This window comes from Frankia sp. R43, from assembly GCF_001306465.1.
In the GTDB taxonomy this organism is placed as follows: Bacteria; Actinomycetota; Actinomycetes; order Frankiales; family Frankiaceae; genus Parafrankia; species Parafrankia irregularis.
The window spans coordinates 841,990-867,513 of sequence record NZ_LFCW01000004.1 but is presented as its reverse complement, the minus strand read 5'-3'; the positions used below and the strand labels follow the sequence as shown (position 1 = coordinate 867,513).

Sequence of the window (25,524 nt, the reverse complement as noted above, 5' to 3'; positions counted from 1 at the left end):
GGCCACCAGAGGATCAAGCGCCGATCCAGAGATCGCGTCGGGGCCTTGACATCGCGCGTTCGTGTGCTCCTGTGACCACCCCGATCGGTGGCCGAGTATGTGCCTGGCTGAGGACGTCACCGCTCCGTGACGGGGGCGAAATCGGTGCGGTGATCGTGCGCCCACTGTTCGAGCGTGCGGCCGGGTCGGCCGGTCAGCTCGGTGACGCCCGGCCGCACGCGGTCCGGTTCGGTGAGGGTGTCGTGCCAGTAGGCGAGCAGCATCGCGACGATCGGCTCCGGCATGAACTCGCCGACGTCGGCACGGAACTCCTCGGGGGTGATCTCGACGGACCGCAGCGCGCGGCCGATGCCCGCACCGATGGCGGCGATCTGCTCGGCACGGGTCAGCGACCGTGGGCCGGTGAGCGGGATCGCCCGGCCGATCAGGTCGTCGCGCAGCAGTGCCGCCGCGGCCGCGTCCGCGATGTCCGCCTCGTGGATCGGCGCCTGGGCGGACCGCAGGTACGGTGCGCGGATCGGCCAGCCGTTCCTGATCGGCCACGCCCAGGCGAGCAGGTTGTTGGCGAAGGTGCCTGGGCGCAGGATCGTCCAGGCATCGGTGCGCGAGGTCACGGCCGCCTCGATCGCCGTGTGGTGGAACTGGCTCGCCGAGCCCGCGTCGCGGGCGTGCTCCTTCGCCGCGGCGAGTGAGGAGAGCACGACGAAACGTTCCACGCCGGCGGCGATCGCCGCGGTCATGAACGCTTCCACTCCGCTTTCGGCGGGGAACACGAAGGCCTGCCGCACCCCGCCGAACACCGCGTCGCCGAGGGTGGAGGCGTCGCCGAGATCACCGGCGACGGCATCGACGGCGGCGGGCAGCGACACCTTCCCGGGATCGCGGCTGAGTGCGCGCACGGTCTCGCCCTGATCGAGCAGGGCGCTGACAAGGTGGCTGCCGACGGCGCCGGTGGCACCGGTGACGAGGATGGTCATGGGCTGTTTCTCCTGTGGATGTGCGCCTCGGTGGGATCGAGACCCAGCGTGGCCTCCGCTGAGGTCAGGTCCTGTCCTCAGGTCGGACGAACCCACGGCCCGGATTCCGATTTGTGGAATGGTTGATCAACACCCTGTGCGCCCGCACCCGGAGGCATCTGGACGTCCGTGCCGGATGATGGGCGTCGAGGGCATGACGCCCGACCACGCGACCTTCTCGTCCTCGTCCCGGAGTGCTTCATGACGACCCGACACCTCGGCGACGACGTCACCGGGACCCCGGACCCCGCCGGGCTCGTGACCTCGCTGCGCGCCCTGCACGCGACCGGCCACACGAGGCTGGTGGCCTGGCGGCTGGCCCAGCTCGATGCCGTGATCCGGCTGCTCGACGAGCGGGAGAGCGACCTCGCGGGCGCGCTCGAGCAGGATCTGGGCCGCAGTGAGATGGAGGCCTGGCTCGCCGACATCGGGTCCTCCCGCGCCGAGGCCGTGTACGCCCGCAGGCACCTGCGGTCGTGGATGCGCCGGCGCCGCCAGCGTCTTCCGCTGCACCAGTGGCCCGGGGCCGGCTGGGTCCAGTACGAGCCGCTCGGCGTCGTGCTCGTCGTGGGGCCGTGGAACTACCCCGTCTACCTGTGCCTCGCGCCGCTGGTCGCCGCGGTCGCGGCGGGCAACTGTGTCGTCGTCAAACCGTCCGAGCTGGCCCCGGCGACGTCCGCGCTGCTGGCCCGGCTCATCCCCGAGTACCTCGACGTCGACGCCGTCAAGGTCGTGGAAGGCGGCGGGCAGCTGACCCAGGGGCTGCTCGCGGCCGGCTTCGACCATGCGCTGTTCACCGGCGGAACGGAGATCGGCCGAAAGATCATGGCCGGGGCGGCGGGCACCCTCACCCCGGTCACCCTGGAGCTCGGCGGCAAGAGCCCGGTGATCGTGGCACCGGACGCCGACCTGGACGTCGTCGCACGCCGGGTCGTCTGGGTGAAGCTGATGAACTCCGGGCAGACCTGTATCGCGCCGGATTACATCCTTGTCGACGAGCAGGTCAAGGACCGGCTTCTCGAGCGGATCACAGCCACGATCGCGGAGTTCCGCGCGGGTGCGGCCGGCGGGCTGCGCATCGTCAACGCACGGCAGTTCGACCGGCTGGCGGGCTATCTGCTGTCCACCAAGGGCACCATCGTGAGTGGCGGTGGGGTCGACGAGGCGGCGCTGACGATCGAACCGACCGTCGTCGTCGATCCCGGGACCGACGAGCCGCTGATGCGGGAGGAGATCTTCGGGCCGATCCTGCCCGTCCTCGGCGTCGACTCGGTCGAGGAGGCGGTGCGGTACGTCAACCGCGGCGACAAGCCACTCGCGGTGTACGTGTTCAGCCGGTCGCGGGCGCTGGCCCGGCGGGTCGTCGATCAGGTCCCCGCCGGCGGCGCGGTGATCAACCATGTCGCGGTGCACTGTCTCGTCCCGTCGCTGCCGTTCGGCGGGGTCGGCGCCAGCGGGATGGGGGCCTACCACGGCGAGTGGGGCTTCCAGACGCTCAGCCACCGCAAGGCGGTCCTCGCCCGGAGCAACCGGCCGGACCTCCGGTTCGTCTACCCGCCGTACACGCAGCGGGCGCGACGCCTCCTGCGCAGGCTCCTGTGATCCGCCGGCTCCGTGAGACGGTGTGGGTGTGCGCTGGCGTTTCCGGTGTGCCGTATGCCGTGTGCTGTGCGCCGCTGCCCCGGTACCTGCTCGACGTCCGGAAACTAACATCCGAGCCAGAACGCAGTGGTGCGTTCGGGGGCGTGGGTGTCAGGAGGATGGGATGTCGGGAGTCGACGGTCGCGTAGTCATCGTCACGGGCGCCGGGGGTGGGCTCGGCCGGGAGTACGCCCTGCTGCTCGCCGCGAACGGAGCGCGGGTTGTCGTCAACGACCTCGGCGGTGCCCGGGACGGGTCGGGCTCCGGTTCCGAGATGGCGGACAAGGTCGTCGCCGAGATCCGGGAGGCCGGCGGGGAGGCGGTCGCCAACTACGACAGCGTCGCCACCGCCGAGGGCGCGGCCGCGATCGTGGCGACGGCCCTCGACGCCTTCGGGGCCGTGCACGGCGTGGTCAGCAACGCCGGGATCCTGCGTGACGTCTCGTACGCGAAGATGACCGACGCCCAGTGGGACGCCGTCATCCAGGTCCACCTGTACGGCGGCTACAACATCACCCGCGCGCTGTGGCCGCACTTCCGCGAGCAGCGGTACGGGCGCATCGTGGTGATCACCTCGACCAGCGGCCTGTTCGGCAACTTCGGCCAGTCCAACTACGGCGCCGCGAAGATGGGCCTTGTCGGCCTCATCAACACCCTGTCGATCGAGGGCGCGAAGTACGACATCACCGCCAACGCGATCGCCCCGATCGCCGCGACCCGGATGACCGCCGACATCGCCTCCGCCGACCTTCTCGCCAAGCTTTCGACCGCGTTCGTCGCGCCCGTCGTGACCCAGCTGATGACCGACGAGTGCACCGACACCGGCTCGGTCCTCGTCCTCGGCGGTGGGCTCGTGCAGCGGGTACAGCTGTTCCAGAACGCCGGTGTGCAGTTCGAGCAGCCCCCGACGCCGGCCGAGGTCGCCGACCGCTGGGCGGAGATCACCGACATGTCGGCGGCCGTTCCCGCCAAGAACCCGCTGCACTGAGCCGGTATCCAGTCGGGCCGGTATCCAGCTGAGCTGGTAACCGGCCGGGCCGCGGGCCCGGGCGGCGGCCTGCCGGGAGGGCGGCCGTCGCCCGGGCCTCGTGTCTGCCTGGGAGGCGTCGCGTCTACCTGGGAGAAGAGCCCACATCCATCGGGAAAGATGATGGGACGTCATCGGGCTTCGTCGTTGGACGTGGCGGATCTTCCTGCCGCAGGATCACACAGGTGACCCGGTACATCATCATCGGGGCGGGCGCGGTGGGCGCCATGCTCGCCGCCCAGCTCACCGAAGCGGGCATCGACCACGTGCTGGTCGGCCGCGGAGAGCACATCCGGCGGATACGTGAAGACGGCCTGCGGTATGTGCAGCACGGCGAACCGCGGACCGTGCGGGTGTCCACCGCGTCAGACCCCGACGAGGTGGACCTGCGCGGCGGTGACCTGCTCGTGCTCGCCACGAAGGTGCAGGACGCCGAGGCCGCCGTGCGTACCTGGGCGTGGCGGCCGGTCGACATCGACGGCCGTCCGGGGGTCGCGGCGGAGCTTCCGTTGCTGACCCTGCAGAACGGCCTCGACGCCGACCGCATCGCGCTGCGCCGGTTCGCGCGGGTGCTCGGCGGCACGATTCTCACCAGTGCCCACTACCACAGCGTCGGCGAGGTGCGCTCGGGTGCGAGTGGCGCGATCGGCGTCCTCACCGTCGGTGGCGCGCCGCGCGGCACCGACCCGGCCCTGGAGGGCGTCGCGGCCGACCTGCGCCGTGCCGGATACATCGTCCAGCTCACGGACGACGTCACCCGTTGGAAGGCGGCGAAGCTGCTGCACAGCGTGCGTAACGGGCTGGAGGTCCTGGCCGGCGACGAGGCCCTGGCCGGCGGCGACGACGAGGAACGGTCAGCCCTCGGCCAGCGGCTCGTCGCGGAGGCCCGAGCCGTGTTCGAGGCCGCCGGTCTCGCGGTCGCCGACACCGCCGCGGAACGTACGGAGGACCTCTCCACGTTCGGGATCGATCCGAACTCGGGCGTCGTGGCGGGCCGGCAGTCCACCTGGCAGAGCTTCGCCCGCGGCGTTCCCAGCGAAGCCGACTTCCTGAACGGCGAGATCGTGCTGCTGGGCCGGCTGCACGGCGTCCCGACCCCGGTCAACGCCGCACTGCAGCGGGTGCTCGGCGAGGCGGACGCACGCCGCCTGCCGCCCGGAACCCGCACCCTGCGCGAAGTGACCGAGCTGGCGGCACTTCCAGCACGGACCTGACGGCGCCGCGTCGCGGACGCCCGACCCGCCCCAGACCCTCAAACCGCCAGCTCATCGAGCTGCGGAGGATAAGCGTGGGGGTTCAGGTTCCAAGGCTCATATACGAGGACATCCTGACCCGTCGGTGTCCGGAGCGTAGCGACGATCATCCCGACACCCTGGTCTCGGTGAGCAACCCCGCCGAAGCCCTGCACGCGCTCCGAGACGTTCACCTGTCCGGCTTGCCAACACCGTCCCCGCCACACCGTCGCCTACCCGTGGCGCCGGGGTGATCTCGCCGCGGTCGATCGTGGGTCTCCCCGCCGGCGGGATCGGACCGCTAGTCGGTCTCGTCCACAGCCGGGACCGTCTGGGCGGTCGTAGTCGTGCTCGCGGCCTCGGAGGAGACCACTCTGTCGGTGGTGAGCGGGTGGTGGCATGCGGCGTACTGGCTGGGGCGGAGCTCACGGATCTGGGGCTCCTCCTCGGCACACCGCCTGGTGGCCTGTGGGCAGCGGGTGCGGAACCGGCAGCCTGTCGGCGGAGCCAGAGGGGAGGGCAGGTCGCCCTCGATGGCCGGGCCGTGGAAGGCGTTGTCCGGGTCGGCCCGCGGGACCGAGTCCAGCAGGGCCCGGGTGTAGGGGTGGGCGGGGCTGCCGTAGACGAGGGCGGCGTCACCGACCTCGCAGACCTTGCCCAGATACATCACCAGCACGTTGTCGCTGACCGAGCGGACGACCCCGAGGTCGTGGGCGATGAACACGACGGTGAGGTGGTACTCGGCCTTCAGCTGTTCGATCAGGTTGAGGATCTGGGCCTGGACGGACACGTCGAGGGCGCTGACCGGCTCGTCGCAGATGAGCAACTGGGGTCTGAGGGCCAGTGCCCGACCGATCGCGACCCGCTGGGCCTGTCCACCGGAGAGCTGCCGGGGCAGCAGGTCGCGGAAACGCTCGCTGCCCAGCCCCACCTGTTCGAGAACCGCGGACGACATGGCGGCCCGTGCGGTGGCCGGGACGCCGGCGATCGCCAGGCCCTCGACCACCAGGTCCTTCACCGGCCGGCGGGGGTTGAGTGACGCCACCGGGTCCTGGAAGATCATCTGAATGTGCCGGCGCAACTCGCGCATCCTGGGCTCGCCGGCCCTCTCGAGGGGCTCACCCGCGAACGAGATCTGGCCGGAGACCATCTTGCCCAGCCGCAGGACGGCCCGGCCCGTCGTGGACTTGCCACAGCCCGACTCGCCGACGATACCGAGGGTCTCCCCGGGCAGGACGTCGAAGCTGACCTTGGATACTGCCTGCACCACGCCGCCCTTGGATCGGTACTCGACGACCAGGTCGCGGATGGACAGCAACGCCTGTTCGCCGCGCAGATGCGCGGTGCCGCTACCAGCCAACAGGCTCACCTCCAGATGTGGCGGGTGTCCTGGCATCGGCCGGAACCTGTCCGGCGGGTTGCATTCCGGCTTTCCCGGTGTCGGGTCCAGCCGGATGCAGACAGGCCACCTTGTGGTCGGCGCCGACCGACGACATCGCCGGTCCGGGTTCCAGGCACCCGTCGTCGGCGTGGGTGCAGCGCGGCGCGAACCGGCAGCCGGAGGGCGGGTTGGTCGGGTCGGGCAGTGCGCCCGGGATCAGGCGCATCGGGGCGTGCCGGACGTGGTCGAGCGACGGCGTCGCGTCCAGCAGGGCTTGGGTGTAGCGGTGCCTGGGGGAGCCGAACACCTCCCGGGTCGACCCGTACTCGGTCAACCGGCCGGCGTACATCACGGCGACCCGGTCGGTGCGTCCGGCGACGACGGCCAGGTCGTGGCTGATGAGCATCATGGACATGCCGCGACCGTGCTGGACCCTGCGCAGCAGGTCGAGGATCTGGCGCTGGACGGTGACATCGAGCGCGGTGGTCGGCTCGTCGGCGATCAGCAGCTCCGGCTCGCATGCCAGCGCCGTCGCGATCATCACCCGCTGTCGCATGCCACCGGAGAGCTCGTGCGGATAGTTGCGTAACCGTTTCTCCGGGTCGGGCACCCCCACCTCCTGCAGAAGATCGAGGGCCCGAGCACGGGCTTCGGAGCGTCCGATGCCCAGGTGCCTGCGCATGCCCTCCGTGAGCTGGCGCTCGACCCGGACGACCGGGTTGAGCGAGCGGCCCGGGTCCTGGAAGACCATCGCGATCTGCTTGCCCCAGATCTCCGCCCGCTGCGCTCGGGGGAGCGCGAGCAGGTCCCGGCCCTGGAAGAACACCTCACCGGAGCATCCGGACCGGGCGGGCAGGATGCCCATGATCGCTCTCGCCGTCACGGACTTCCCGGACCCGGACTCCCCGACCACGCCCAACGCCTGGGCATGGTCGAGGTCCAGGCTGACGTCGTCCACCGCGCGTACGACGCCGCGTGTGGTGCCGATGTGGGCTCGCAGGTTGCGCACCCGCAGGACTGGTTCGGTGCTCATGAGCCGGAAGCACCTTCCCTTCGGAGCGTCGGCGGCGGTTGCGCGGGTATCTCCCGCGATCGACGGGTGTCTGGCCCGCTCGGGTGAACAAGGCGCTCAGGCGAATGCGCCCGGCGGGCCCTAGTCATGCAGGGTGCGGTCGAGTCGATGGCGCAGGTGATCGCCGACCTGGTTCAGCGAGAACACGGTGAGGAAAATGATCGATGCTGGTATGAGCACCATGTGCGGCGCGTCCACCAGGTAGTCCTTGCCGTCGGAGATCATGCCGCCCCAGCTTGGCCGGGGCGGCGGAATACCGGCGCCGAGGAAACTGAGCGAGCCTTCCGCGACAATCAGGGCCGAGATCACGACCGGAAGGTAGGCCGCCAGTGACGGCAGGAGATTGGGCAGGATTTCCCGGATCAGGATCCGTCCGCGAGAAGCGCCCATGTTCCTGGCCGCGGTGATGAAGTCGCGAGAAGCCCAGGTCAGGGTGTTCGCGCGGGCAAGCCGGGTGAACGTCGGAATGATCAGCAGCGTGAGCCCGGCGGTGAGCGTCATGATGCTCGGCGTCAGGATCGAGGAGATCGCGAGCAGCAGGATCAGTGGTGGGAAGGCCAGCAACGCGTCGGTGAGCAGCCGGACAACCCAGTCGAGCCATCCGCCGAGGTAGCCGGCCAGCAGGCCCAGGGCCGCGCCGATCGCGGCCCCGAGCAGGCTGCCCACCGTGCCGACGAGCAGCGAGACCTGCGCGCCGTAGACCGCCCGGGAGATCATCGGCCGGCCCTGCGAGTCGGTGCCCAGCAGGAGGTCGAACCCGCCGCTCGGTCCCTGGCGCGGGTCCCCGACCGGGATCGTGTACGACGGGATCGGCAGCACGTCGGCCAGTACGGCGACCCCCAACACCAGTGCCAGCCAGCCGTAGCACAGGTAGACCAGAAACGACCGCGGCCTGCGCGCCGCGGAGACGATCGGCGTGCCAGGCAGGACCTCCGCCGGTGCGGCGGTTCGCTGCTCGGTCACAGTCGCCGCGGTGCCGTAAGGACGGGTCATCTCACGCCCCGGCCTTTCTGACCCTGGGGTCGAGCCAGCTGTAGCTGATGTCCACGAGCGTGTTCAACGCCACGTAGACCACCGCCACGAACACCACGACTCCCTGGATGGTGATGACGTCCCGGCTGGTGATAGAGCTGACGACCAGCTGACCGAGACCGGGCAGCGAGAACAGGGACTCGACGATGACCGTCCCGCCGATCAGTCGCCCGAGATTGATCCCGATCAGGGTGATCAGGGAGAAGGATGACGGACGAAGCGCGTGGCGCGTCATCACGTAGGCGGGGCTCATGCCCTTGGCGCGAGCTGCCTCGACGAAGTCCTCGCGCATCGTTCCGACCAGGTCGGCGCGCAGCAGCCGGTGGAACGCGGCGATCTCGGTCAGTGAGATCGCCAGAATGGGCAGGAAAGCGGACTCCAGATTTCCCCCGAAGCCCGCGCTGATTTTGACCCAGCCGGTCACCGGAAACCAACCGAGTTGGACCGCGAGGAGGTAGGTGAGGAGAGGTCCCGCGATGAACGCGGGAACGGACAGGAAACCTGAGGAGAGTGCGGTGATCGCGCGATCGAGCAGTGTTCCCTCGAATGCCGCGGAAACGATGGCCAGCCCGACCGCGATGACCAGCGCGAGGATGAGGGCGAACACCGCGAGTTCAATGGTGACCGAAAGCCGCTGGTTGATCGCCTCGACGACCGGCTGGTTGGTGATCGGTGAACTGCCGAGATCACCCCGAATCGCGTTACCGAGCCAGCTGACGTACTGCTCCCACACCGGCTTGTCGAGGCCGAGCTGGCGCTCGAGTTCCGCGACCTGCTCGGGTGTCGCGTTCTCCTGGAGCATGACGGCGGCCGCGGAGCCCGGTGCCAGGCTCAGCAGCCCGACCGAGCCCATGGTTACCAGCAGTACGACCAACAGGCTGCGCCCTAATCGTTGCGCGGTGGTGAGCAGCATGTGGCTTGCTTCCTCCGGTGGTGGTCGACGGGTTGCGCGCCGCGTCCACGGCAGCCGATGCCGATGGCCGATCTCGGCGCCGACCGGCCGCTATGGGCAGTCGCATCGGCTATGGCTTGATCCACAGCTCTTCGGGAAGCAATGAACCCAGGCCGTACTGCCGCACACCGCCGACGTTCCTGGCGGTGATGACGCTGGGCGCGGCCCGGGTGTAGAAGATCACCGGGACCTGCTCGACCAGCCGTTCCTGCAGCGTGTCGTAGGCCGCCTTACGGTCCTGCTCGGTGGTGGCGGTCCGGGCGTCCTGCAGCGCCTGGTCGAGCTGCGGGTCGGCCAGGCCTCCCAGGTTCGCCGCCGAGGTCGAATGCAGCGCCGTGAACAACCGTGGCTCGGGGTCCTGGAAGAACGCGGAGGTGGTGGCCACGTCAAAGTCGTGGGTCCGGCGAAGCCCGGCGAGTTCCGTCACTTCGACGACCTTCACATGGACGGTGACGTTGCGGAACGCGCTGAGCTGGGCCTGGACGTTCTCGGCCAGGGCCTTGTTCTCGGTCGAGGGTGCGCTGGTGAAGGTGAAGGACACCGGCTTGCCCTCTGCGGCGAGCTCGTCGAACAGCCGCTGCGCCTTCGCCTTGTCCGGGTGTGCCAACGGGGTGTTCGAGTAATAGGGCGAATCCTCGGTGAAAAGAGTGCTGGCGAGTTTCGCGGTACCGCCGTAGACGGCCTGGTTCACGACATTGGTGTCCAGCGCGGCGGCTACCGCCTGCCGGGCCCGGATGTCGTTGAACGGCGCCCGCCGGCTGTTCAGCGCCATCAGGACGCCGCCGGAGAGGTCCATGACGTCGGTCGGCAGGTTGGCCTTGGCTGCCTTGTCGAGGTTGACCCAGTTCGACTCGATGGCCACGTCGGCGCCGCCGCTGAGGATCGTGTTGTAGCGCTGGGTGGCATCGAGCGCCGGGCGGAACGTCAGGCTGTCGAGGTAGGGCCTGGGGGCGTCCCAGTACTTCGGATTCCTGACCATTTCCATGGTCGCCTGCCTGGTCCAGCTCCTCAGCGTGAACGGCCCGGCTCCCACCGGGTTCCGGTCGAACTCCGCCTGCCCCTTGGCCAACGCCGCCGGTGAGGCGATCCAGTTCAGGGTCGAGGTGATGACGGACTGGACGTAACTCGGCACCGGGCTGGTCAGGCTGATTTTCAGTGTCACCGGGTCGATCACCTCGGCGGAGGCGATCATCGACGCCTCGGAGACGTTGACCGATCCGGTGGCCGGATCCTTGGCCCGCTCCCAGTTGAACTTCACGGCCGCGGCGTCGAGCGGGGTGCCGTCGGAGAACACCAGGCCCGGTTTCAGCGTGAGCCGGAACGAGGTGCCGTTGTCGGCAGTGGTGAACGACTCGGCCATCCTGTAGACGACCTTGCCCGCGCTGTCGTTGGTCATCAACGTCCCGTACAGGGCGTTGCCGATGACAGCCGAGGTCGCATAGGCATTGCCGATAGCCACGGGATCCAGGCTGCGTGGGTCGTTCAAGGTGAGTACTCGCCCGTTGCCTCCGGCCACCGGCGCCCCGGATGCGCCTGCTGATGCGGACGGCGTGGAATCGCCGCCGGCACAGGCTCCGAGCACGAGCGTCATGGCGCAGACAACCGTGATGGCCAGTAATCGTGCCTTGCGGATCATCTGTGACCTCTCATCGGTACTCCGGACCTTTCCGGAGCTCGTTGTCAGCGGGTCGGCCGTGGCGTCTGACGAGCACGTGCCGCGATGCCAGGCGTGCGCGTGCGCGGCGCGCCGGCCGGTCAGGTTCTTTCGGGTCTGTCTGCGGTGGACGGCACGCCGAAATCCGGGATCGAGCCCCGGGACCGGCGGCTCATCGTCAAGAGGACTCCTCGAGCAGAAGTCGATGGCAATATTGCTATAACGAAAACCAAATCGGGTCAAGGTGTCTCAGGCATGCCAGCGCCGTGGGCTTGGCGGTCCGTTTGGCCAGGTCAGGCCGTCGGTGTTCATCAATGACCGGTGGTAACTGGTGGCGGCCTACCGGTGCCGGACGACCCACCGAGCGTGAGCGTCCGGCTAGCCTGGTGGCCGGTCGCGTACGAGCCACCGCAGTGGCGGACGCGCATCACGACGGTGCGCGGACGTCATCTGCCTGCTCCGGCGGCACCGTGGTCCTCGTGCCCGAACCGTGAAAAGCGGGTCCGCCCTGGGCGCGCCGGTGACGCCCAGATCGCGTCCGGCGCACCCGGCGCCGCTGGTCAGCCGCAGCGCAGGGGCTGGTGGCCCGGCCGCGGTCTCACGTGTCCGCTGGGCACGCGAGAGCTTGTCAGCGCTGGCGGGCCGAGCCGGCCGACGCGGGCGCCGGCAGATCGCGCCCGGGAATCCGGCCGCGGGCCTGACGAGTCGCGATGGCCGCTGACTGGGCCAGGCGACGGCCCAGCTCGCCGACCTGTGAGACGGGGACCGGGTGCTCCGCGGCGGTGATGCTCAGTGACAGCAGCACCCGGCCGATCGGGTCGAAGATCGGGGCGGCGATGGTCTTGACCGCGATCTCGTCCGCGTCCTCGAGCCCGTCGAACGACAGCAGCATCTCGTCGGTAGCCGCGAGGGCCTCGGTGAGGCGTTGTTCGGCCTGCTCGTCGGTCGGCTCGCTGCGCAGCCTCGCGACCGCGTCGATCACTGCCGGGGCGGCGATCGCCTGCAGCGGGACGCTGAAGCCCCGGGCCCGGATCTCCGCCAGGACTCCGCGGTACAGCTGGGCGAGCGGGGCTGTGAGGGCGGCGCGGTCGATCCACGAGGTGATCGCGTCGTCGTCCGCCCAGGCGAGGAAGACGGCACCGATCGGCGCGAGCAGCGGTGTGCGGTCTCCGGGGTAGCCGACGCTGGGTGTGAGCGGCTGCGGGCCGCGCCGAGCGAGGAAGATGACGTCCCGTCCGGCGGTCGCGGAGACGCCGACCTCCGCGCCGAGCTCGCCCGCGAGCACCTCGGCCTGCTCGATGGCGGCATTGATCGCCGGATGCTGCTCGAGCGCGGCGAAGCCCGTCGCCGCCAGCGCCGGACCCAGCACGTAGGTGCGATGCACCGGGTCGCGGATGAGGAAGCCGCAGTCGCACAGCACCGCCAGGGTCGCGTGGGCCGAAGCGATGTTCATGCCGAGGTGCGCGACCAGCTCACTGATCGTGAAGCCACGGGACGGATGCGCGGTCAGGAAGGAGACGATGTCTGTCGCGCGGGCAGACGCGGGCGCGGGCCTGGGCATGCGGACACCGTAGCGAACCCCGACAAGAAGAGGCTGTCCACCGGACTGACTGCAACGGGGATTTCGTCATAGCAAAATGCGGCGGTCGGGGTGGCTCTCGCCACCCAGGTCAGGGCGGCTCTCGCCGCCTGGACCTCGTCGAGACCGGAAGGTGCGGCCGCATGAACCGCTTCGAAGGCAGGAACGCCGTGATCGTCGGCGGTGGACAGAGTGCCGGAGCGACGGTGGGCAACGGGCGGGCCGCCGCCCTCGCCTACGCCCGCGAAGGCGCCACCGTCCTGGTCGTGGACCGCGACCGGGAGGCGGCCGAACAGACCGCCTGCGAGATCCGGGCCGGCGGGGGTGTGGCGTACGCCCACCAGGCTGACATCACCCGCCCCGAGGAGTGTGCGGCCCTCGCCGAGGCCGCGGTGGAGACTCTCGGGGCGATCGACGTCCTGCACAACAATGTCGGTGTCGTCGTGGCCGCCGCCACCGAGGACCTCAGTGTCGCCGACTGGAACCGCGGCCTCGACCTCAACCTCACCGGCCTGTGGATGGTGTGCCGGCAGGTGCTGCCCGTCATGCGTGCCCAGGGGCGAGGGGTGGTCATCAACATCTCCTCCCTGGCGGGGGTTCTCACCGGGGCCAATCGCTACTCGGTCGGCAAGGCGGCCCTCAACGCTCTCACCCGGGGCCTGGCGCTCGAGTACGCCCCGCACGGCGTCCGGGTGAACGCCATCGTGCCCGGCATGATCGACACCCCCATCGGTGTCGACCGTGTCGCGGTGGCGAGTGGCCGCTCCCGCGACGACGTCGCCGCCGCCCGCGCGGCCCAGGTGCCGATGAGACGCCAGGGCACCGCCTGGGACATCGCCCGGGCGGCCCTGTTCCTCGCCTCCGACGACGCCTCCTACATCACGGGCGCCGTCCTCCCTGTCGACGGGGGTGGCTCCCTGCGTGGACATCAGGCTTGACTGCAAAGAAGATTTTGCTATAGCAATATTCCATGTTCGACTTAACGGGCCGGGTGGTCGTGGTCAGTGGCGGGAACGCGGGGATCGGGCTGGCCTTCGCGCGCGGGGTCGCCCAGGCCGGTGGCGATGTCGTCGTCTGGGGCCGGCGCGCGGACAGGAACGCCGAGGCCGCCAGGGAGCTGGCTGCCTTCGGCCACCGGGTCCTCGCACAGGAGGTGGACGTCTCCGACGAGGCGCGGGTCGTCGCCGCGATGGCCGAAGTGGTTGAGGAGTTGGGCCGGGTGGACGGCGTCATCGCCAACGCCGGCCTGATGCGCCGGGAGCGCAGCTTCGTGGAGATGACCAGCGAGGCGTGGCACGGACTGCTGGCGGTCAACCAGCACGGGGCGTTCTACGCCGTCCGCGAGGGGGCGCGGCACATGAAGCGGCGCTACGACCAGGGTGACCCCGGCGGCTCGTTGTTGTTCTGCGCCAGCCTGTCGGCGTTGACCGGCAGCCCCGGGATGGAGCACTACAACGCCGCGAAGGGTGCCATGGTGGCGATGTCGCGGGGCATCGCGGTGGAGGCCGGCCGCTACGGGATCCGCTGCAACGTGGTCTGTCCCGGCTACACCGTGAGCGAGACGGTGCAGGTCGCGCAGGAAACCCCGCTGTCCCAGCGCATCCGCCGCTTCAGCCCACTGGGCCGGATGGCGGAGTCGGACGAGCTCGCCGGGATCGGCGTCTACTTCATGAGCGACGAATCCCGTTTCCACACCGGCGACGTCGTCGTCGTCGACGGCGGATGGCTGGCGAACGCCGGAAAGACCGACATCACGGAGCTGCCGCCATGGCCGTGAAAGTGCTGCGCGTCGACGGGATGCGCACCGACACCCGCACCGCCGCCGAGCGGGCCGCCCTCGAGGCCGTCGAGGGACGTCCGCTGGACATGAGCGTCGACGCGGTGCTGGCCGCGGCCCGGCGCCAGACCGGGCTCGACGACTTCGGCGCCCTCGACTTCACCGAGCGCCTCGGGCTGCTGCTGGCCGAGGTCGAGGCCGACGGGAACGTGTGGCGGGCCAGCAAGGCGACCTTCGTCGACCAGTGCGTCCGGGCGGCGGCGAACCGGCTGCTGATCCAGCACTACTGGAACGAGTACCCCGCCTGCCTCGACGCGCCGATCGAACGCCCGATCAACGTCGTCGCCCTGCCGCGGTCGGGCAGCACCCACCTGGAGAACCTCCTCGCCGCCGACCGGCGGCTGCGCCACCTGCCGGTCTACCTGGCCGCGCAGCCGGCTCCGAACCCGGGCGAGACGGCGGGCCCGGGCGGGACGGACCCGCGCTGGGCCCGGTCCGACGCGCGGTGGCAGCAGCTGAGCCGTAACGAGATCTTCGCCGCCATGCACGAGCACTCACCCGACCACGCCTGCGGCGAGAACGAGCTGCAGGTGCCGGACTTTGCCAGCTACCAGTGGGAGTGGATGGCGAACGTCCCCGGCTTCCGCGATCACTACCTGACCCACGACCAGACCCCGCACTACCACTACATGAAGGACGTGCTGCGGGCGATCACCTGGCAGCATCCCAGCAAGGGGCGCTGGATGCTGAAGTCCAACCAGCACAGCGAGCAGCTGGGCCCGCTGCTGGCGGCTTACCCGGACGCGACGGTCGTGATGATCCACCGCGACCCCGTGGCGACGATCCAGTCCCTGCTGACGATGCGCGGGCTCGCGCTCAAGATGAGCCAGAAGCAGCCGGACATCGACGCCCACGTCGCCTACTGGGTCGACCGTCTCGAACGGATGCTGCGCAGCTACCTGCGTGACCGGCACCTGGTACCTGCCGAACAGCTCGTCGAGGTGCACTTCGACGAGATCGTCGGCAACGACGTCCAGGCCGCGGCCGGCGTGCTGGAACGCGCCGGGCTCGAGGTCACCGACGACACCATCGCCGACATCGAGCACTATCTCGCGTCGCATCCCCGCGGCCAGCGCGGCCGGGTCGTCTACGACCTGGAGGGCGACTTCGGTCTCGACGCGGATGGGCTGCGGCGCCGGTTCGCCTTCTACACCGAGGCCTTCGGGGTCCGTTCCGAGGCGCGCAGGGGAGACAGCCGATGAGCTCGGAGAAGCAGCCACTCAACGCCCTCATCGTCAGGGCGGGGGAGGGCGTGCAGGACGCCGTGGACCTCGGCGACGGGATCCACGCGTCGAAGGGCATCTCCAACAGTTATCTGGTCACCACCCCCGGCGGCGACCTGCTGATCAACACCGGGATGTACTTCGAGGCGGAGCAGATCCGGGCGCGGTTCGCCAAGGTCAGCGACCACCCGGTTCGCGCCATCGTGTTCACCCAGGGCCACCCCGACCACGTCGGCGGCTGGTCACAGCTGGTGACTCCCGAGGTGGAGACGATCGCCCAGGCCAACCACGGGGACGTCCGGGAGTACTTCCACCGCCTGCAGCCGTTCTTCGCCCGCCGCAGTCGACGGCTGTGGAACCGCGACGTCACCCGGGTCGACCCGCTCTACCAGCCGCCCGAGCCGGTCCTGACGACAACGTTCCTCGACAGCCACACGCTCACCCTGGGCGGCCGCCGGATCGAGCTGTACGCGACCCCGGGCGGGGAGACGACCGACTCGCTGGTCGTCTGGCTCCCCGCGGAGCGCATCGCCTTCACCGGCAACCTGTTCGGCCCGCTGTTCGGGCACATCCCGAACCTGTACACGGTGCGCGGGGACAAGATCCGCAGTGCCATCGGCTACCTGCACGCCGTCGACCGGGTCATCGCGCTTCGCCCCGAGAAACTGATCACCGGGCACGGCGAACCGGTCAGCGGCGAGGAGAACATCCGCCAGCAGCTGACCCGGATGCGTGACGCCACGCAGTACCTGCGTGACCGGACCATCGAGGGAATGAACGCAGGTGTGGACCTGTGGACCCTGATGGGGCAGATCACACTGCCGCCCGAGCTCGACATCCCACAGGGGCACGGCAAGGTCCCGTGGATCGTGCGGGCGATCTGGGAGGAGCACGCCGGCTGGTTCCGCTACGAGTCGACGACCGAGCTCTACGACGTCCCCGCCAGCGCGATCTGGGGCGAGCTCGTCGAGCTCGCCGGCGGCACGGCACCGCTGGTCACCCGTGCGCAGGCGCACCTGGCGGCCGGGCGGCCCCTGCAGGCGCTGCACTTCGCCGAGATCGTCCTGTCGCAGACGCCGAAGGACACCGCCGCGCTGAACATCAGGCTTGAGGCCCACGAAAGGCTGCTGGAGCGCAGCGGCCGGGAGAACTTCAGCGAGGTCCGCTGGCTGGAAGCCGAGATCCGTGACCTGCGGGAGGACGGGTCATGACCCACCCCCGGCTGTCCGTCAGCGAGATGTGCACCTACCCGTGGGCGTTCGCCGACGAGCTGCTCCTGTGGGACTCCCTCGACGTCCACCGCGTGGGCGTGCTCGACGTCAAACTCACCGACCACGGACGCGGCGAGGCGGTGCGTGCGCTCACCTCCCGGTCGATGCGCCTCACGACGGTCATCACGCACTCCTTCGACCTGAGCGCCCCCGACACCTGGGACGCGACCCGCACCCGGGTGAACCAGGCCATCGACCTCGCGGCCCTGCTCGGTGGCTGTGTCTACTTCACCCCCGGCGCCGCCGACGGCCGGCCGTTCGACGAGCTCACCGCGGCGCTCGCCGACGCGGCCGCACCCTGCCTCGCCCGCGCCGACGCCCGGGGTGTCCGGCTGGCGATCGAACCGACGCAGCGCGCGGACCGGTCGTTCGTCCACACCCTGCGCGAGGCCGCCGAGGTCTCCGACCGCACCGGCCTCGCGCTCATCGTCGACCTCGGCAACTGCTGGCGGGAACCCGACCTGGCCGCGGCGGTGCGCCAGATCGGCGACCGCCTCGCGGTCGCGCAGCTCTGCGACGTCATCGCCCGCGAGGACGGGCCGCTGCCGGCCGGAACCCGGATGGTCCCTGGCGACGGGGACATGCCGGTCGAGGCCTTCGTGCGGGCCGTGCTCGACACCGGATACGCCGGCCCCTTCGAGCTGGAGCTCGTCGGCCCGGCGGTCGAAGCCGAGGGCCTCGAGTCCGCGACCCGCCGCGCCGTCGAGCGGGCCACCGAACTTCTCGAGAAGGTGATCTTATGAGCAGGGCGGTCGTGTTCAACGGCGACGAGACGTGGGAGCTGCGCGACCTCCCGGTGCCGGCCCCGCAGCCCGGCGGGGCCGTCCTGCGGGTCGAGGCCACCGGGCTGTGCCACAGCGACATCGACCATTTCCGCGGGCACGTCCACACCTCGTGGGGCGGCGCCTTCCCCTCCATCCCCGGGCACGAGATCGTCGGGCGCATCGAGCGCATCGACCCCGCCGCCGCCGAGAAGTGGGGCGTCGCCGAGGGCGATCGGGTGGCGGTCTGGGACATCGTCTTCACACCGGCCGGCCACCGCATCTACGGGCACGACTTCCCCGTCGACGAGGGCTCCGGGCTCTACGGCGGCTTCGCCGAGCACCTGGAGCTGCTGCCCGGGTCCATGGTCTACAAGCTGCGCGAGGACGTCCCCGCCGACCAGCTGACAGTCTTCGAGCCGTTGAGCTGTGCGGTCACCTGGGTCGCCCCGGTCAAGGACGGTGACGTCGTCGTCATCGAGGGCCCCGGGCACATGGGCATGGCCACGATCGTCGCGGCCAGGGCGGCCGGCGCCGCGAACGTCATCGTCACAGGGACGGCCCGGGACCGGTTCCGGCTGGACTGCGCGCGCCGGATCGGCGCCGACCACACCGTCGACGTCGAGGCCGAGGACGTCGTCGAACGGGTCCGCGAGATCACCGGCGGCGCGATGGCCGACGTGGTCATCGACGCCGCGGCGGGCAACCCGGTGACCGTGAACCTGGCCATGGACCTCGTCCACAAGGGCGGCCACGTCGTCATCGCGGGAATGAAGGACCGCCCGCTCGAGGGATTCCACAGCGACTGGATCCCGACCCGCCGCATCACGCTGCACCCCGGCGCCGGCCTCGACGCCGCGGGCGCCGTCGCGCTCATCAACGCGGGCAAGGTGCCGACCGCCGAACTGCTCGGCGACTCGTTCCCGCTGGAGAAGTTCGAGGACGCCTTCGCTCTCCTGACTCGCTCGACGCCCGGCCGTGACTCGGTACGGGTCGCACTCCGGATGAGCTGACCCGCAGACCACGCGACACCACGGCAGGAGATCCTGAACATGGGCAACGCGGAGAAGATCTACCGCGAGGTGATGACCAGAGAGCCCGCGCCGGCCGGCACGCCACACGAGGCACTCACCCGTGACTTCGTGTTCGGCGAGGTCTGGTCCCGCCCCGGGCTTTCCCGACGCGACCGTCGATGGGTGACGCTGACCTGCGTCGCCGCCGCGGACGCGCCCGGGCCCATCGACGACCACGTCTACGCCGCACTGAACAGCGGGGACATCGACCTCCCGGCGATGCTCGAGTTCGTCCTGCACTTCGCCGTCTACTGCGGCTGGCCCAAGGCCAGCCACCTCGAAGGCGTCATCGCGAGGATGTCGGCCCGGATCGCCCAGGAGAACGGGCGGGATCCCGAGCCGTGGCCGGTGCTGCCCAACGACACCCTGGGGGAGAACGACTGGGAACGGCGGATCGCGCGGGGCGTGCAGGAGTTCATCGACGTCAACCTCACCCAGGCGCCGCCGCCCTCGTCGCCCTACCGGCAGGCCGGAATCCTGAACTTCGTCTTCGGTCATGTCTGGCAGCGCCCCGGCCTCACCCGGCGCGAGCGGCGGATCATCACGGTCGCCTCCGTCGCGATCGACGACTCCCCGACACCGCTGCGGACCCACGTCTCCTCGGCGCTGCACTCCGGCGACCTGACCAAGGAGGAGATGGACGAGATCGTGCTGCATTTCTCCGCCTACTACGGATTCGCCAAGGGCGAGGCGTTGCATGACGCGGCCGAGGCCGCGTGGGCAGCGAAGGCCGCATGATGCCAGCACAGCCCCTTTCGGGACCTCATGGCGGCGCAACCCATCTGCAGCGCCTGGAGAACGAGAGCATCCAGATATTCCGCGAGGCTGTTTCGGAGAGCGAACGGCCGGTGATGCTGTACTCGGCGGGCAAGGACAGCGCGGTGATGCTGCACCTCGCGCGCAAGGCGTTCTACCCGTCGAAGCCGCCGTTCCCGCTGCTGCACGTCGACACGACGTGGAAATTCCGCGCGATGTATGACTTCCGGGACAGCCTGATCGGCGACCTGGGCCTGGAGCTGCTCGTCCACCAGAACCCGGAGGCGCTCGCGCGGGGCATAAACCCGTTCGACCACGGCTCCGCCCTGCACACCGACGTCTGGAAGACCGAGGGACTCAGGCAGGCGCTGGACAAGTACGGCTTCGATCTGGCGTTCGGCGGCGCTCGCCGGGACGAGGAGAAATCCCGGGCCAAGGAGCGGGTGTTCTCGATCCGGTCCGCGCAGCACCGCTGGGACCCGAAGGACCAGCGCCCCGAACTCTGGCGGCTCTACAACGTGCGGCGGGCACCGGGGCAGAGCGTGCGGGTGTTCCCGCTGTCGAACTGGACCGAGCTGGACATCTGGCTCTACATCCACAGGGAGAACATCCCGATCGTGCCGCTGTACTTCGCCGCGCCGCGGCCGGTGGTGGAACGCGACGGCGCACTGATCATGGTGGACGACGAGCGCATGCGGCTACACCCCGGTGAGGTTCCCCAACAGCGTTCCGTCCGGTTCCGCACGCTGGGCTGCTACCCGCTCACCGGCGCGGTGGAAAGTGAGGCCGCGACCCTGCTGGCGATCATCCAGGAAATGCTGCTGACGACGAGCTCGGAGCGGCAGGGACGGGTGATCGATCACGACTCGTCCGGATCGATGGAGAAGAAGAAGCATGAGGGGTACTTCTGATGGCGGGTGAGCGGTGATGGCGCACGCGACCGACGACCTCGTCACGACCGACATCGCGGAATACCTGCGCCGGCACGAGCACAAGTCGATGCTGCGGTTCATCACCTGCGGCAGCGTCGACGACGGGAAGTCCACCCTGATCGGCCGACTGCTCTACGACGCGAAACTGGTCTTCTCCGACCAGCTCGCGGCGTTGGAGTCCGACTCGAAGAAGGTCGGCACGCAGGGCGGTGAGCTGGATTTCGCGCTGCTCGTCGACGGGCTCGCGGCCGAACGCGAGCAGGGCATCACCATCGACGTCGCCTACCGGTTCTTCTCCACCGAGCGGCGCAAGTTCATCGTCGCGGACACCCCCGGGCACGAGCAGTACACCCGCAACATGGTCACCGGGGCGTCGACGGCCGACCTCGCCGTGATCCTCGTCGACGCGCGCAAGGGTGTGCTCACCCAGACGCGCCGGCACAGCTACCTCGTCTCGCTGCTCGGCATCCGCCACGTCGTCCTCGCGGTCAACAAGCTCGACCTCGTCGACTACTCGCCGGACGTCTTCGCCGCCGTCGAGGCGGACTACCGGGCCTTCGCCGCCCGGATCGGCCTGGCGGGCGACGCCGTCACCTGCATCCCGCTGTCGGCGCTGCGCGGTGACAACATCACCACCCCCAGCCCGAACACCTCCTGGTACTCCGGCCCGACCCTGGTCGGCCACCTGGAAACCGTCGAGATCGACAACGCGTCGGACGCCGGGCCGTTCCGCCTGCCGGTGCAGTGGGTCAACCGGCCCGACCTCGACTTCCGCGGCTTCGCCGGGCAGATCGCCGGCGGGGCGGTCCGCCCGGGTGACCGGGTCCGGGTGCTGCCGAGTGGCCAGGAAAGCACCGTCGGCCGAATCGTCACCTTCGACGGCGACCGGGACACCGCCCGCGCGGGAGACTCCGTCACGATCACGCTGACGGACGAGATCGACGTCAGCCGGGGCGACATCCTCGCCGCCGCGGACGCCCCCGCCGAGGTCGCCGACCAGTTCGAGTGCCACCTGGTGTGGATGAGCCCCGAACCGATGCTGCCCGGCCGGCCCTACCTGCTCAAGATCGGCACCCGCACCGTCAGCGCGACCGTCGCGCAGCCCAAGCACAAGGTCAACGTCAACACCCTGGAGCACAGCGCCGCGCGCACGCTCGATCTGAACGAGATCGGTGTCGCCAACATCAGCCTGGACCGCGCCGTGCCCTTCGACCCGTACACCAGCAATCGGGACACCGGCGGGTTCATCCTCATCGACCGGTTCACCCAGGCGACGGTCGCCGCCGGGCTGCTGCACTTCGCGCTGCGCCGCGCGCACAACATCCACTGGCAGGCCGTCGAGGTCGACCGGCGAGCGCGGGCGGCACGCAAGGGCCAGCGGCCGGCGATCGTGTGGTTCACCGGGCTTTCCGGCGCCGGCAAGTCCACGATCGCCAACCTCGTCGAGAAGCGGCTGCACGACCTCGGCTTCCACACCTATCTGCTGGACGGCGACAACGTCCGCCACGGACTGAACAAGGACCTCGGGTTCACCGAGGCTGACCGGGTCGAGAACATCCGCCGCATCGCCGAGGTCGCCAGGCTCATGGCCGACGCCGGGCTCATCGTGCTCACCTCGTTCATCTCGCCGTTCCGTGCCGAGCGTCAGCTGGCCCGTGATCTGGCGGGTGACGGCGAGTTCGTCGAGGTATTCGTCGACACGCCCCTCGAGGTCGCCGAGTCGCGCGACCGCAAGGGCCTGTATGCCAAGGCCCGCCGCGGCGAGCTGGTCAACTTCACGGGCATCGACTCTCCCTACGAGCCACCCCACCATCCCGAGATCCGTCTCGACGCCTCCGGCGAGGTTTCCGCCGAGACCAATGCAGACCTGGTCGTCGCCTATCTACGCGACATCGGTCATCTCACACCGGCGGACGAGACATGAGCGGCGGACGAGATATGAGTAACGGACGCGACCTGAGCGCGGTGGACGATCACGCGCTCGCGGCGGACCTCGCCACCGAGGCCGGTGACCTGCTGCTCGTCATCCGTGACCAGGGCGGCGCTGCCGGGGACCAGCAGTCCAACCAGCTGCTGCTGCGCCGCCTCGCCCAGGCACGCCCAGGCGACGCCGTGCTGTCCGAGGAACACACCGACGACCCCGCCCGGCTCGATCACGAGCGGGTATGGATCGTCGACCCACTGGACGGGACACGTGAGTACGGCGAGCCGCCGCGGGACGACTGGGCGGTTCACGTCGCGCTCGCGGTCAACGGGCAGCCCGTCGCCGGCGCCGTCGCGCTGCCCGCCGCCGACCTGGTGCTGCACACCGGGGCTCCGCCCGCTCTGCCCACCCGGTCCGCCGGCCCGATCCGCCTCGCGGTGTCCCGGACCCGGCCGCCCGCCTGTGTCGACCAACTCGTCACCCGGCTGGGGGCCGCCCTGGTGCCGATGGGCTCCGCCGGAGCGAAGGCCATGGCGGTCCTGCGCGGGCAGGTCGACGTCTATGCGCACTCCGGCGGCCAGTACGAATGGGACTCCTGCGCGCCCGTCGCCGTCGCCGCGGCCGCCGGGCTGCACGTCTCCCGGCTTGACGGCTCGCCGCTTCGCTACAACGAGCCCGACCCCTACCTGCCAGACCTGCTGGTCTGCCGCCCGGAGCTGGCCGACGCCGTCCTCGACGCGCTGCGGGACCTGTGAGCACGTCGAGTGGCGGCGACGCACAGTCGATGCGGGTCGGATTCATCGGGCTGGGCAGCCAGGGCGCACCCATGGCGCGCCGCATAGTCGAAGACGGCTTCCCTCTCACGCTGTGGGCCCGCAGAAGCGCGTCAACGGAGCCCTTTGCCGACACCGCCGCGAACCTTGCCGCGACGCCGGCCGAAGTCGGTGCGTCCAGCGACATCGTCTGCGTCTGCGTCGTCGGCGACGCCGACGTCGAGGACGTCCTGCTACGGCCAGATGGAGTCCTGGCCGGACTCGCACCCGGCGGCCTCGTCGTAATCCACTCCACGATTCATCCGGACACCTGCCGGAGGCTCGCGGATAAGGCCGCCAAGCGAGGGATCGCCGTCGTCGACGCTCCGGTCAGTGGCGGCGGCGCCGCCGCGGCCAAGCGTGCGCTCCTGGTCATGGCCGGCGGTGCGGAGGAAGACGTCGCCCGCTGCCGGCCGATGCTGGAGACCTTCGCGAATCCGCTGATCCACCTGGGCCAACTCGGCAGCGGGCAGCTCGCCAAAGCGCTGAACAACTTCGTCTTCACCGCGCAGCTCACCGTCGCGTGGGAGACCTTCACGCTCGCGGAGGGACTCGGCATGGACCCCGCCGCGGTCGCGCAGGTCCTCGCGCACGGCAGCGGCGGAAGTCGAGCCGCCGGGATTCTCGCCGCCTCCGGCTTCAACACGACCGGGTTGCGGCAGGCCGCGACGTTGTTGCGCAAGGACGTGGGCATCATGCTCGACGTTGCGAGGACAGACGGGGTAACCGAACCCGCCGCTCTGATGAAGCTCGTCGACGCAGCCCTTAGCACGCTGGAATAGAAAGAGTGGTCAGTGCCCGGCGCCCGTCTGGAGGATGGTGCCGCCGAAGATGAGGAGGTCGACGACGGCGGCGCAGAGACTGGGCGTCGTTCCAGAGCCAGACGGCGCGGCGGTCTCGGCGGGCGCGAGCGGCGACGATGCGGATGTGGTTCTCGGCGTGGCGAATGCCGATCCACCTGGTCGCGCACGCCTGAACGGGCCGGAGCTTCACCACCCCGGGCGACAATTGTGTGGTGCCGAACCACCATGACCGCGCCGACAGTCGGCGAGGAGGCCGTGGTCCTGAGGATGATGCATCGGTGAGCAGCGTGTCGGATGCCGCCGAGATCTTCCGGACCGTCATGGGCCGGACGCCCGAAGGGGAGTGGGCCGCGCCTGGCCGGGTCAACGTGATCGGCGAGCACACCGACCACAGCGAGGGGCTGGCGCTGCCGATCGCGTTGCCCCAGCAGGTGGTCGTCGCCGCGGCCCGCCGCGATGACCGCGAGCTCGTCATCCACTCGGCCCAGAAGCCCGATGACAGGCGCACCCTTCGGCTGGACGAGCTGGAACCCGGCGACGCCGGCAGCCACAGTGCGGCCAGCGGCGCCGACAGCCCCGGCGGTGTCGACGGCTGGGTGGCCTATCTGGCCGGTGTCGCCTGGGCGCTGCGCGAGGCAGGGCATCACCTCGGCGGTGTCGACATCGTCGTCGACGGGGACGTTCCGCAGGGCGCCGGGCTGTCCTCTTCGGCGGCGCTGGAATGCGCCACCGCGCTCGCCCTGCGGGACCTGTTCTCCCTCGCGCTCAGCCGTCCGGAGCTTGTTCGACTCGCCCAGCGGGCCGAGAACGGCTTCGTCGGTGTTCCGTGCGGGATCCTCGACCAGTCCGCGTCGCTGCTCACCACCGCGGGGCACGCGCTGCTGCTCGACGTCCGCAGCCAGACGTCCGAGCAGATCCCCTTCGATCTGACCGCCGCCGGCCTGACCCTGCTCGTGATCGACACCCGGACCGTCCACGCCCTGGTCGACGGCGAGTACGCGGCCCGCCAACAGGCCTGCCTGCGGGCCGCGCGGGAGCTCGGCCTGCCCGCCCTACGAGATGCGACCCTGGACGACGTTCGCGGGCTGGCCGATCCGCAGCTGCGCCGGCGCGCCCGCCATGTGGTCACCGAGAACGCCCGTGTCGCCGAGACCGCCGCGATCCTGCGCGGCGGCGACGACGTGCGGGTGATCGGGCCGCTGCTCACCGCTTCCCACACGTCGCTGCGGGACGACTTCGAGGTGACCGTCCCTCAGCTCGACGTCGCCGCGGCGGCCGCCGTCGCCGCCGGGGCGTACGGAGCCCGGATGACCGGCGGCGGTTTCGGGGGCTGCGTCATCGCCCTCGTCGAGGATGCCCGGTCCGACCAGGTGGCCGCCGCGGTGGCGCAGGAGTTTGCCCGGCTCGGCTTCCGGCCGCCCACCCACTTCCGCGCCGTCCCGTCCGCGGGGGCGCACCGGATCCGTTAGCGCGGCGGCCCCGTCGGCGCAGTTGATCCGCGGGTTCTGGTTCGTGGCCGTCAGCCCGTAACGCCGGTAACGATCGC

At 70.2% G+C, this 25,524-nt stretch carries 22 protein-coding genes; 15 read left to right on the top strand and 7 right to left on the bottom strand.

Annotated features, from left to right (window positions below; all coding sequences use genetic code 11):
• Nucleotides 1-116 precede the first annotated feature (116 nt).
• Nucleotides 117-977: an SDR family oxidoreductase gene (locus tag ACG83_RS20825; RefSeq protein WP_054567831.1), complete on the bottom strand. Its 861-nt coding sequence runs from the start codon at nt 975-977 to the stop codon at nt 117-119.
• Nucleotides 978-1,217: 240 nt separating this feature from the next.
• On the opposite strand from ACG83_RS20825, the gene ACG83_RS20820 reads away from it, so the two are divergent.
• From ACG83_RS20820 to ACG83_RS20810, 3 genes are all read left to right on the top strand, one after another.
• A complete protein-coding gene (locus tag ACG83_RS20820; protein ID WP_054567830.1) occupies nt 1,218-2,618 on the top strand; it encodes an aldehyde dehydrogenase family protein in 1,401 nt (466 codons plus the stop codon).
• 163 nt (nt 2,619-2,781) lie between these two features.
• Nucleotides 2,782-3,645 carry an SDR family oxidoreductase gene (locus ACG83_RS20815; protein WP_054567829.1) on the top strand — a complete coding sequence of 288 codons (864 nt, stop codon included), beginning with the start codon at nt 2,782-2,784 and terminating at the stop codon, nt 3,643-3,645.
• 224 nt (nt 3,646-3,869) lie between these two features.
• The gene (locus ACG83_RS20810; protein WP_054567828.1) at nt 3,870-4,898 is read left to right on the top strand and encodes a ketopantoate reductase family protein; all 1,029 of its coding nucleotides are present in this window, start codon (nt 3,870-3,872) and stop codon (nt 4,896-4,898) included.
• Nucleotides 4,899-5,217: 319 nt separating this feature from the next.
• On the opposite strand, the gene ACG83_RS20805 is transcribed toward ACG83_RS20810, so the two are convergent.
• The 6 genes from ACG83_RS20805 to ACG83_RS20780 form a co-directional block, all read right to left on the bottom strand.
• Nucleotides 5,218-6,312, bottom strand: coding sequence for an ABC transporter ATP-binding protein (locus ACG83_RS20805; protein ID WP_235498053.1), 1,095 nt, complete (start codon nt 6,310-6,312; stop codon nt 5,218-5,220).
• On the bottom strand, nt 6,266-7,330 hold the full coding sequence (locus tag ACG83_RS20800) for an ABC transporter ATP-binding protein (protein WP_054567827.1): 1,065 nt from the start codon (nt 7,328-7,330) through the stop codon (nt 6,266-6,268). The genes ACG83_RS20805 and ACG83_RS20800 overlap by 47 nt, the downstream gene beginning before the upstream one ends.
• Nucleotides 7,331-7,450: 120 nt before the next feature.
• Complete coding sequence (locus ACG83_RS20795; protein WP_083473409.1) at nt 7,451-8,362, bottom strand: ABC transporter permease; 912 nt, start codon at nt 8,360-8,362, stop codon at nt 7,451-7,453.
• Nucleotide 8,363: 1 nt separating this feature from the next.
• The gene (locus tag ACG83_RS20790; protein WP_054567826.1) at nt 8,364-9,314 is read right to left on the bottom strand and encodes an ABC transporter permease; all 951 of its coding nucleotides are present in this window, start codon (nt 9,312-9,314) and stop codon (nt 8,364-8,366) included.
• Between the two features lie 109 nt (nt 9,315-9,423).
• On the bottom strand, nt 9,424-10,989 hold the full coding sequence (locus tag ACG83_RS20785) for an ABC transporter substrate-binding protein (RefSeq protein WP_083473408.1): 1,566 nt from the start codon (nt 10,987-10,989) through the stop codon (nt 9,424-9,426).
• A gap of 646 nt (nt 10,990-11,635) precedes the next feature.
• Entirely contained in the window at nt 11,636-12,568 is a 933-nt protein-coding gene (locus ACG83_RS20780; RefSeq protein WP_054567825.1) for an IclR family transcriptional regulator, read from the bottom strand.
• 161 nt (nt 12,569-12,729) lie between these two features.
• Between ACG83_RS20780 and ACG83_RS20775 the strand changes: the two genes are divergently transcribed.
• From ACG83_RS20775 to galK, 12 genes are all read left to right on the top strand, one after another.
• Nucleotides 12,730-13,524, top strand: coding sequence for an SDR family NAD(P)-dependent oxidoreductase (locus ACG83_RS20775; protein WP_054567824.1), 795 nt, complete (start codon nt 12,730-12,732; stop codon nt 13,522-13,524).
• A 32-nt stretch (nt 13,525-13,556) separates the two neighbouring features.
• Nucleotides 13,557-14,363, top strand: a complete 807-nt coding sequence (locus ACG83_RS20770; protein ID WP_054567823.1) for an SDR family NAD(P)-dependent oxidoreductase — start codon at nt 13,557-13,559, stop codon at nt 14,361-14,363.
• Complete coding sequence (locus ACG83_RS20765) at nt 14,354-15,625, top strand: sulfotransferase (protein WP_054567822.1); 1,272 nt, start codon at nt 14,354-14,356, stop codon at nt 15,623-15,625. The genes ACG83_RS20770 and ACG83_RS20765 overlap by 10 nt, the downstream gene beginning before the upstream one ends.
• The gene (locus ACG83_RS20760; protein WP_054567821.1) at nt 15,622-16,857 is read left to right on the top strand and encodes an MBL fold metallo-hydrolase; all 1,236 of its coding nucleotides are present in this window, start codon (nt 15,622-15,624) and stop codon (nt 16,855-16,857) included. The genes ACG83_RS20765 and ACG83_RS20760 overlap by 4 nt, the downstream gene beginning before the upstream one ends.
• The gene (locus ACG83_RS20755; RefSeq protein ID WP_054567820.1) at nt 16,854-17,660 is read left to right on the top strand and encodes a sugar phosphate isomerase/epimerase; all 807 of its coding nucleotides are present in this window, start codon (nt 16,854-16,856) and stop codon (nt 17,658-17,660) included. The genes ACG83_RS20760 and ACG83_RS20755 overlap by 4 nt, the downstream gene beginning before the upstream one ends.
• Nucleotides 17,657-18,691 (top strand): zinc-binding dehydrogenase, encoded by a 1,035-nt coding sequence (locus ACG83_RS20750; protein ID WP_054567819.1) that lies wholly within the window; start codon nt 17,657-17,659, stop codon nt 18,689-18,691. The genes ACG83_RS20755 and ACG83_RS20750 overlap by 4 nt, the downstream gene beginning before the upstream one ends.
• Nucleotides 18,692-18,730: 39 nt before the next feature.
• On the top strand, nt 18,731-19,489 hold the full coding sequence (locus ACG83_RS20745) for a carboxymuconolactone decarboxylase family protein (protein WP_054567818.1): 759 nt from the start codon (nt 18,731-18,733) through the stop codon (nt 19,487-19,489).
• On the top strand, nt 19,489-20,418 hold the full coding sequence (gene cysD / locus ACG83_RS20740) for a sulfate adenylyltransferase subunit CysD (RefSeq protein WP_054567978.1): 930 nt from the start codon (nt 19,489-19,491) through the stop codon (nt 20,416-20,418). Before ACG83_RS20745 ends, cysD begins: the two co-directional genes overlap by 1 nt.
• Nucleotides 20,419-20,434: 16 nt before the next feature.
• The gene (gene cysN / locus ACG83_RS20735) at nt 20,435-22,363 is read left to right on the top strand and encodes a sulfate adenylyltransferase subunit CysN (protein ID WP_054567977.1); all 1,929 of its coding nucleotides are present in this window, start codon (nt 20,435-20,437) and stop codon (nt 22,361-22,363) included.
• Between the two features lie 14 nt (nt 22,364-22,377).
• A complete protein-coding gene (locus ACG83_RS20730) occupies nt 22,378-23,118 on the top strand; it encodes a 3'(2'),5'-bisphosphate nucleotidase CysQ (protein ID WP_116437454.1) in 741 nt (246 codons plus the stop codon).
• Between the two features lie 29 nt (nt 23,119-23,147).
• Nucleotides 23,148-23,957, top strand: a complete 810-nt coding sequence (locus ACG83_RS20725) for an NAD(P)-dependent oxidoreductase (RefSeq protein WP_054567976.1) — start codon at nt 23,148-23,150, stop codon at nt 23,955-23,957.
• 299 nt (nt 23,958-24,256) lie between these two features.
• On the top strand, nt 24,257-25,447 hold the full coding sequence (galK, locus tag ACG83_RS20720; protein WP_076828669.1) for a galactokinase: 1,191 nt from the start codon (nt 24,257-24,259) through the stop codon (nt 25,445-25,447).
• Nucleotides 25,448-25,524 lie beyond the last annotated feature (77 nt).

Bases quoted from the DNA above. Each gene is read 5' to 3' on its own strand.
- ACG83_RS20770 (WP_054567823.1), top strand. From the start codon at position 13,557: ATGTTCGACTTAACGGGCCGGGTGGTCGTGGTCAGTGGCGGGAACGCG.
- ACG83_RS20800 (WP_054567827.1), bottom strand. From the start codon at position 7,330: ATGAGCACCGAACCAGTCCTGCGGGTGCGCAACCTGCGAGCCCACATC.
- ACG83_RS20760 (WP_054567821.1), top strand. From the start codon at position 15,622: ATGAGCTCGGAGAAGCAGCCACTCAACGCCCTCATCGTCAGGGCGGGG.
- ACG83_RS20780 (WP_054567825.1), bottom strand. From the start codon at position 12,568: ATGCCCAGGCCCGCGCCCGCGTCTGCCCGCGCGACAGACATCGTCTCC.
- ACG83_RS20805 (WP_235498053.1), bottom strand. From the start codon at position 6,312: ATGCCAGGACACCCGCCACATCTGGAGGTGAGCCTGTTGGCTGGTAGC.
- ACG83_RS20725 (WP_054567976.1), top strand. From the start codon at position 23,148: ATGCGGGTCGGATTCATCGGGCTGGGCAGCCAGGGCGCACCCATGGCG.
- ACG83_RS20765 (WP_054567822.1), top strand. From the start codon at position 14,354: ATGGCCGTGAAAGTGCTGCGCGTCGACGGGATGCGCACCGACACCCGC.
- cysD (WP_054567978.1), top strand. From the start codon at position 19,489: ATGCCAGCACAGCCCCTTTCGGGACCTCATGGCGGCGCAACCCATCTG.
- ACG83_RS20795 (WP_083473409.1), bottom strand. From the start codon at position 8,362: ATGACCCGTCCTTACGGCACCGCGGCGACTGTGACCGAGCAGCGAACC.
- ACG83_RS20745 (WP_054567818.1), top strand. From the start codon at position 18,731: ATGGGCAACGCGGAGAAGATCTACCGCGAGGTGATGACCAGAGAGCCC.
- ACG83_RS20815 (WP_054567829.1), top strand. From the start codon at position 2,782: ATGTCGGGAGTCGACGGTCGCGTAGTCATCGTCACGGGCGCCGGGGGT.
- ACG83_RS20820 (WP_054567830.1), top strand. From the start codon at position 1,218: ATGACGACCCGACACCTCGGCGACGACGTCACCGGGACCCCGGACCCC.
- ACG83_RS20785 (WP_083473408.1), bottom strand. From the start codon at position 10,989: ATGATCCGCAAGGCACGATTACTGGCCATCACGGTTGTCTGCGCCATG.
- ACG83_RS20755 (WP_054567820.1), top strand. From the start codon at position 16,854: ATGACCCACCCCCGGCTGTCCGTCAGCGAGATGTGCACCTACCCGTGG.
- ACG83_RS20825 (WP_054567831.1), bottom strand. From the start codon at position 977: ATGACCATCCTCGTCACCGGTGCCACCGGCGCCGTCGGCAGCCACCTT.
- ACG83_RS20730 (WP_116437454.1), top strand. From the start codon at position 22,378: ATGAGTAACGGACGCGACCTGAGCGCGGTGGACGATCACGCGCTCGCG.
- ACG83_RS20790 (WP_054567826.1), bottom strand. From the start codon at position 9,314: ATGCTGCTCACCACCGCGCAACGATTAGGGCGCAGCCTGTTGGTCGTA.
- ACG83_RS20775 (WP_054567824.1), top strand. From the start codon at position 12,730: ATGAACCGCTTCGAAGGCAGGAACGCCGTGATCGTCGGCGGTGGACAG.
- ACG83_RS20750 (WP_054567819.1), top strand. From the start codon at position 17,657: ATGAGCAGGGCGGTCGTGTTCAACGGCGACGAGACGTGGGAGCTGCGC.
- cysN (WP_054567977.1), top strand. From the start codon at position 20,435: ATGGCGCACGCGACCGACGACCTCGTCACGACCGACATCGCGGAATAC.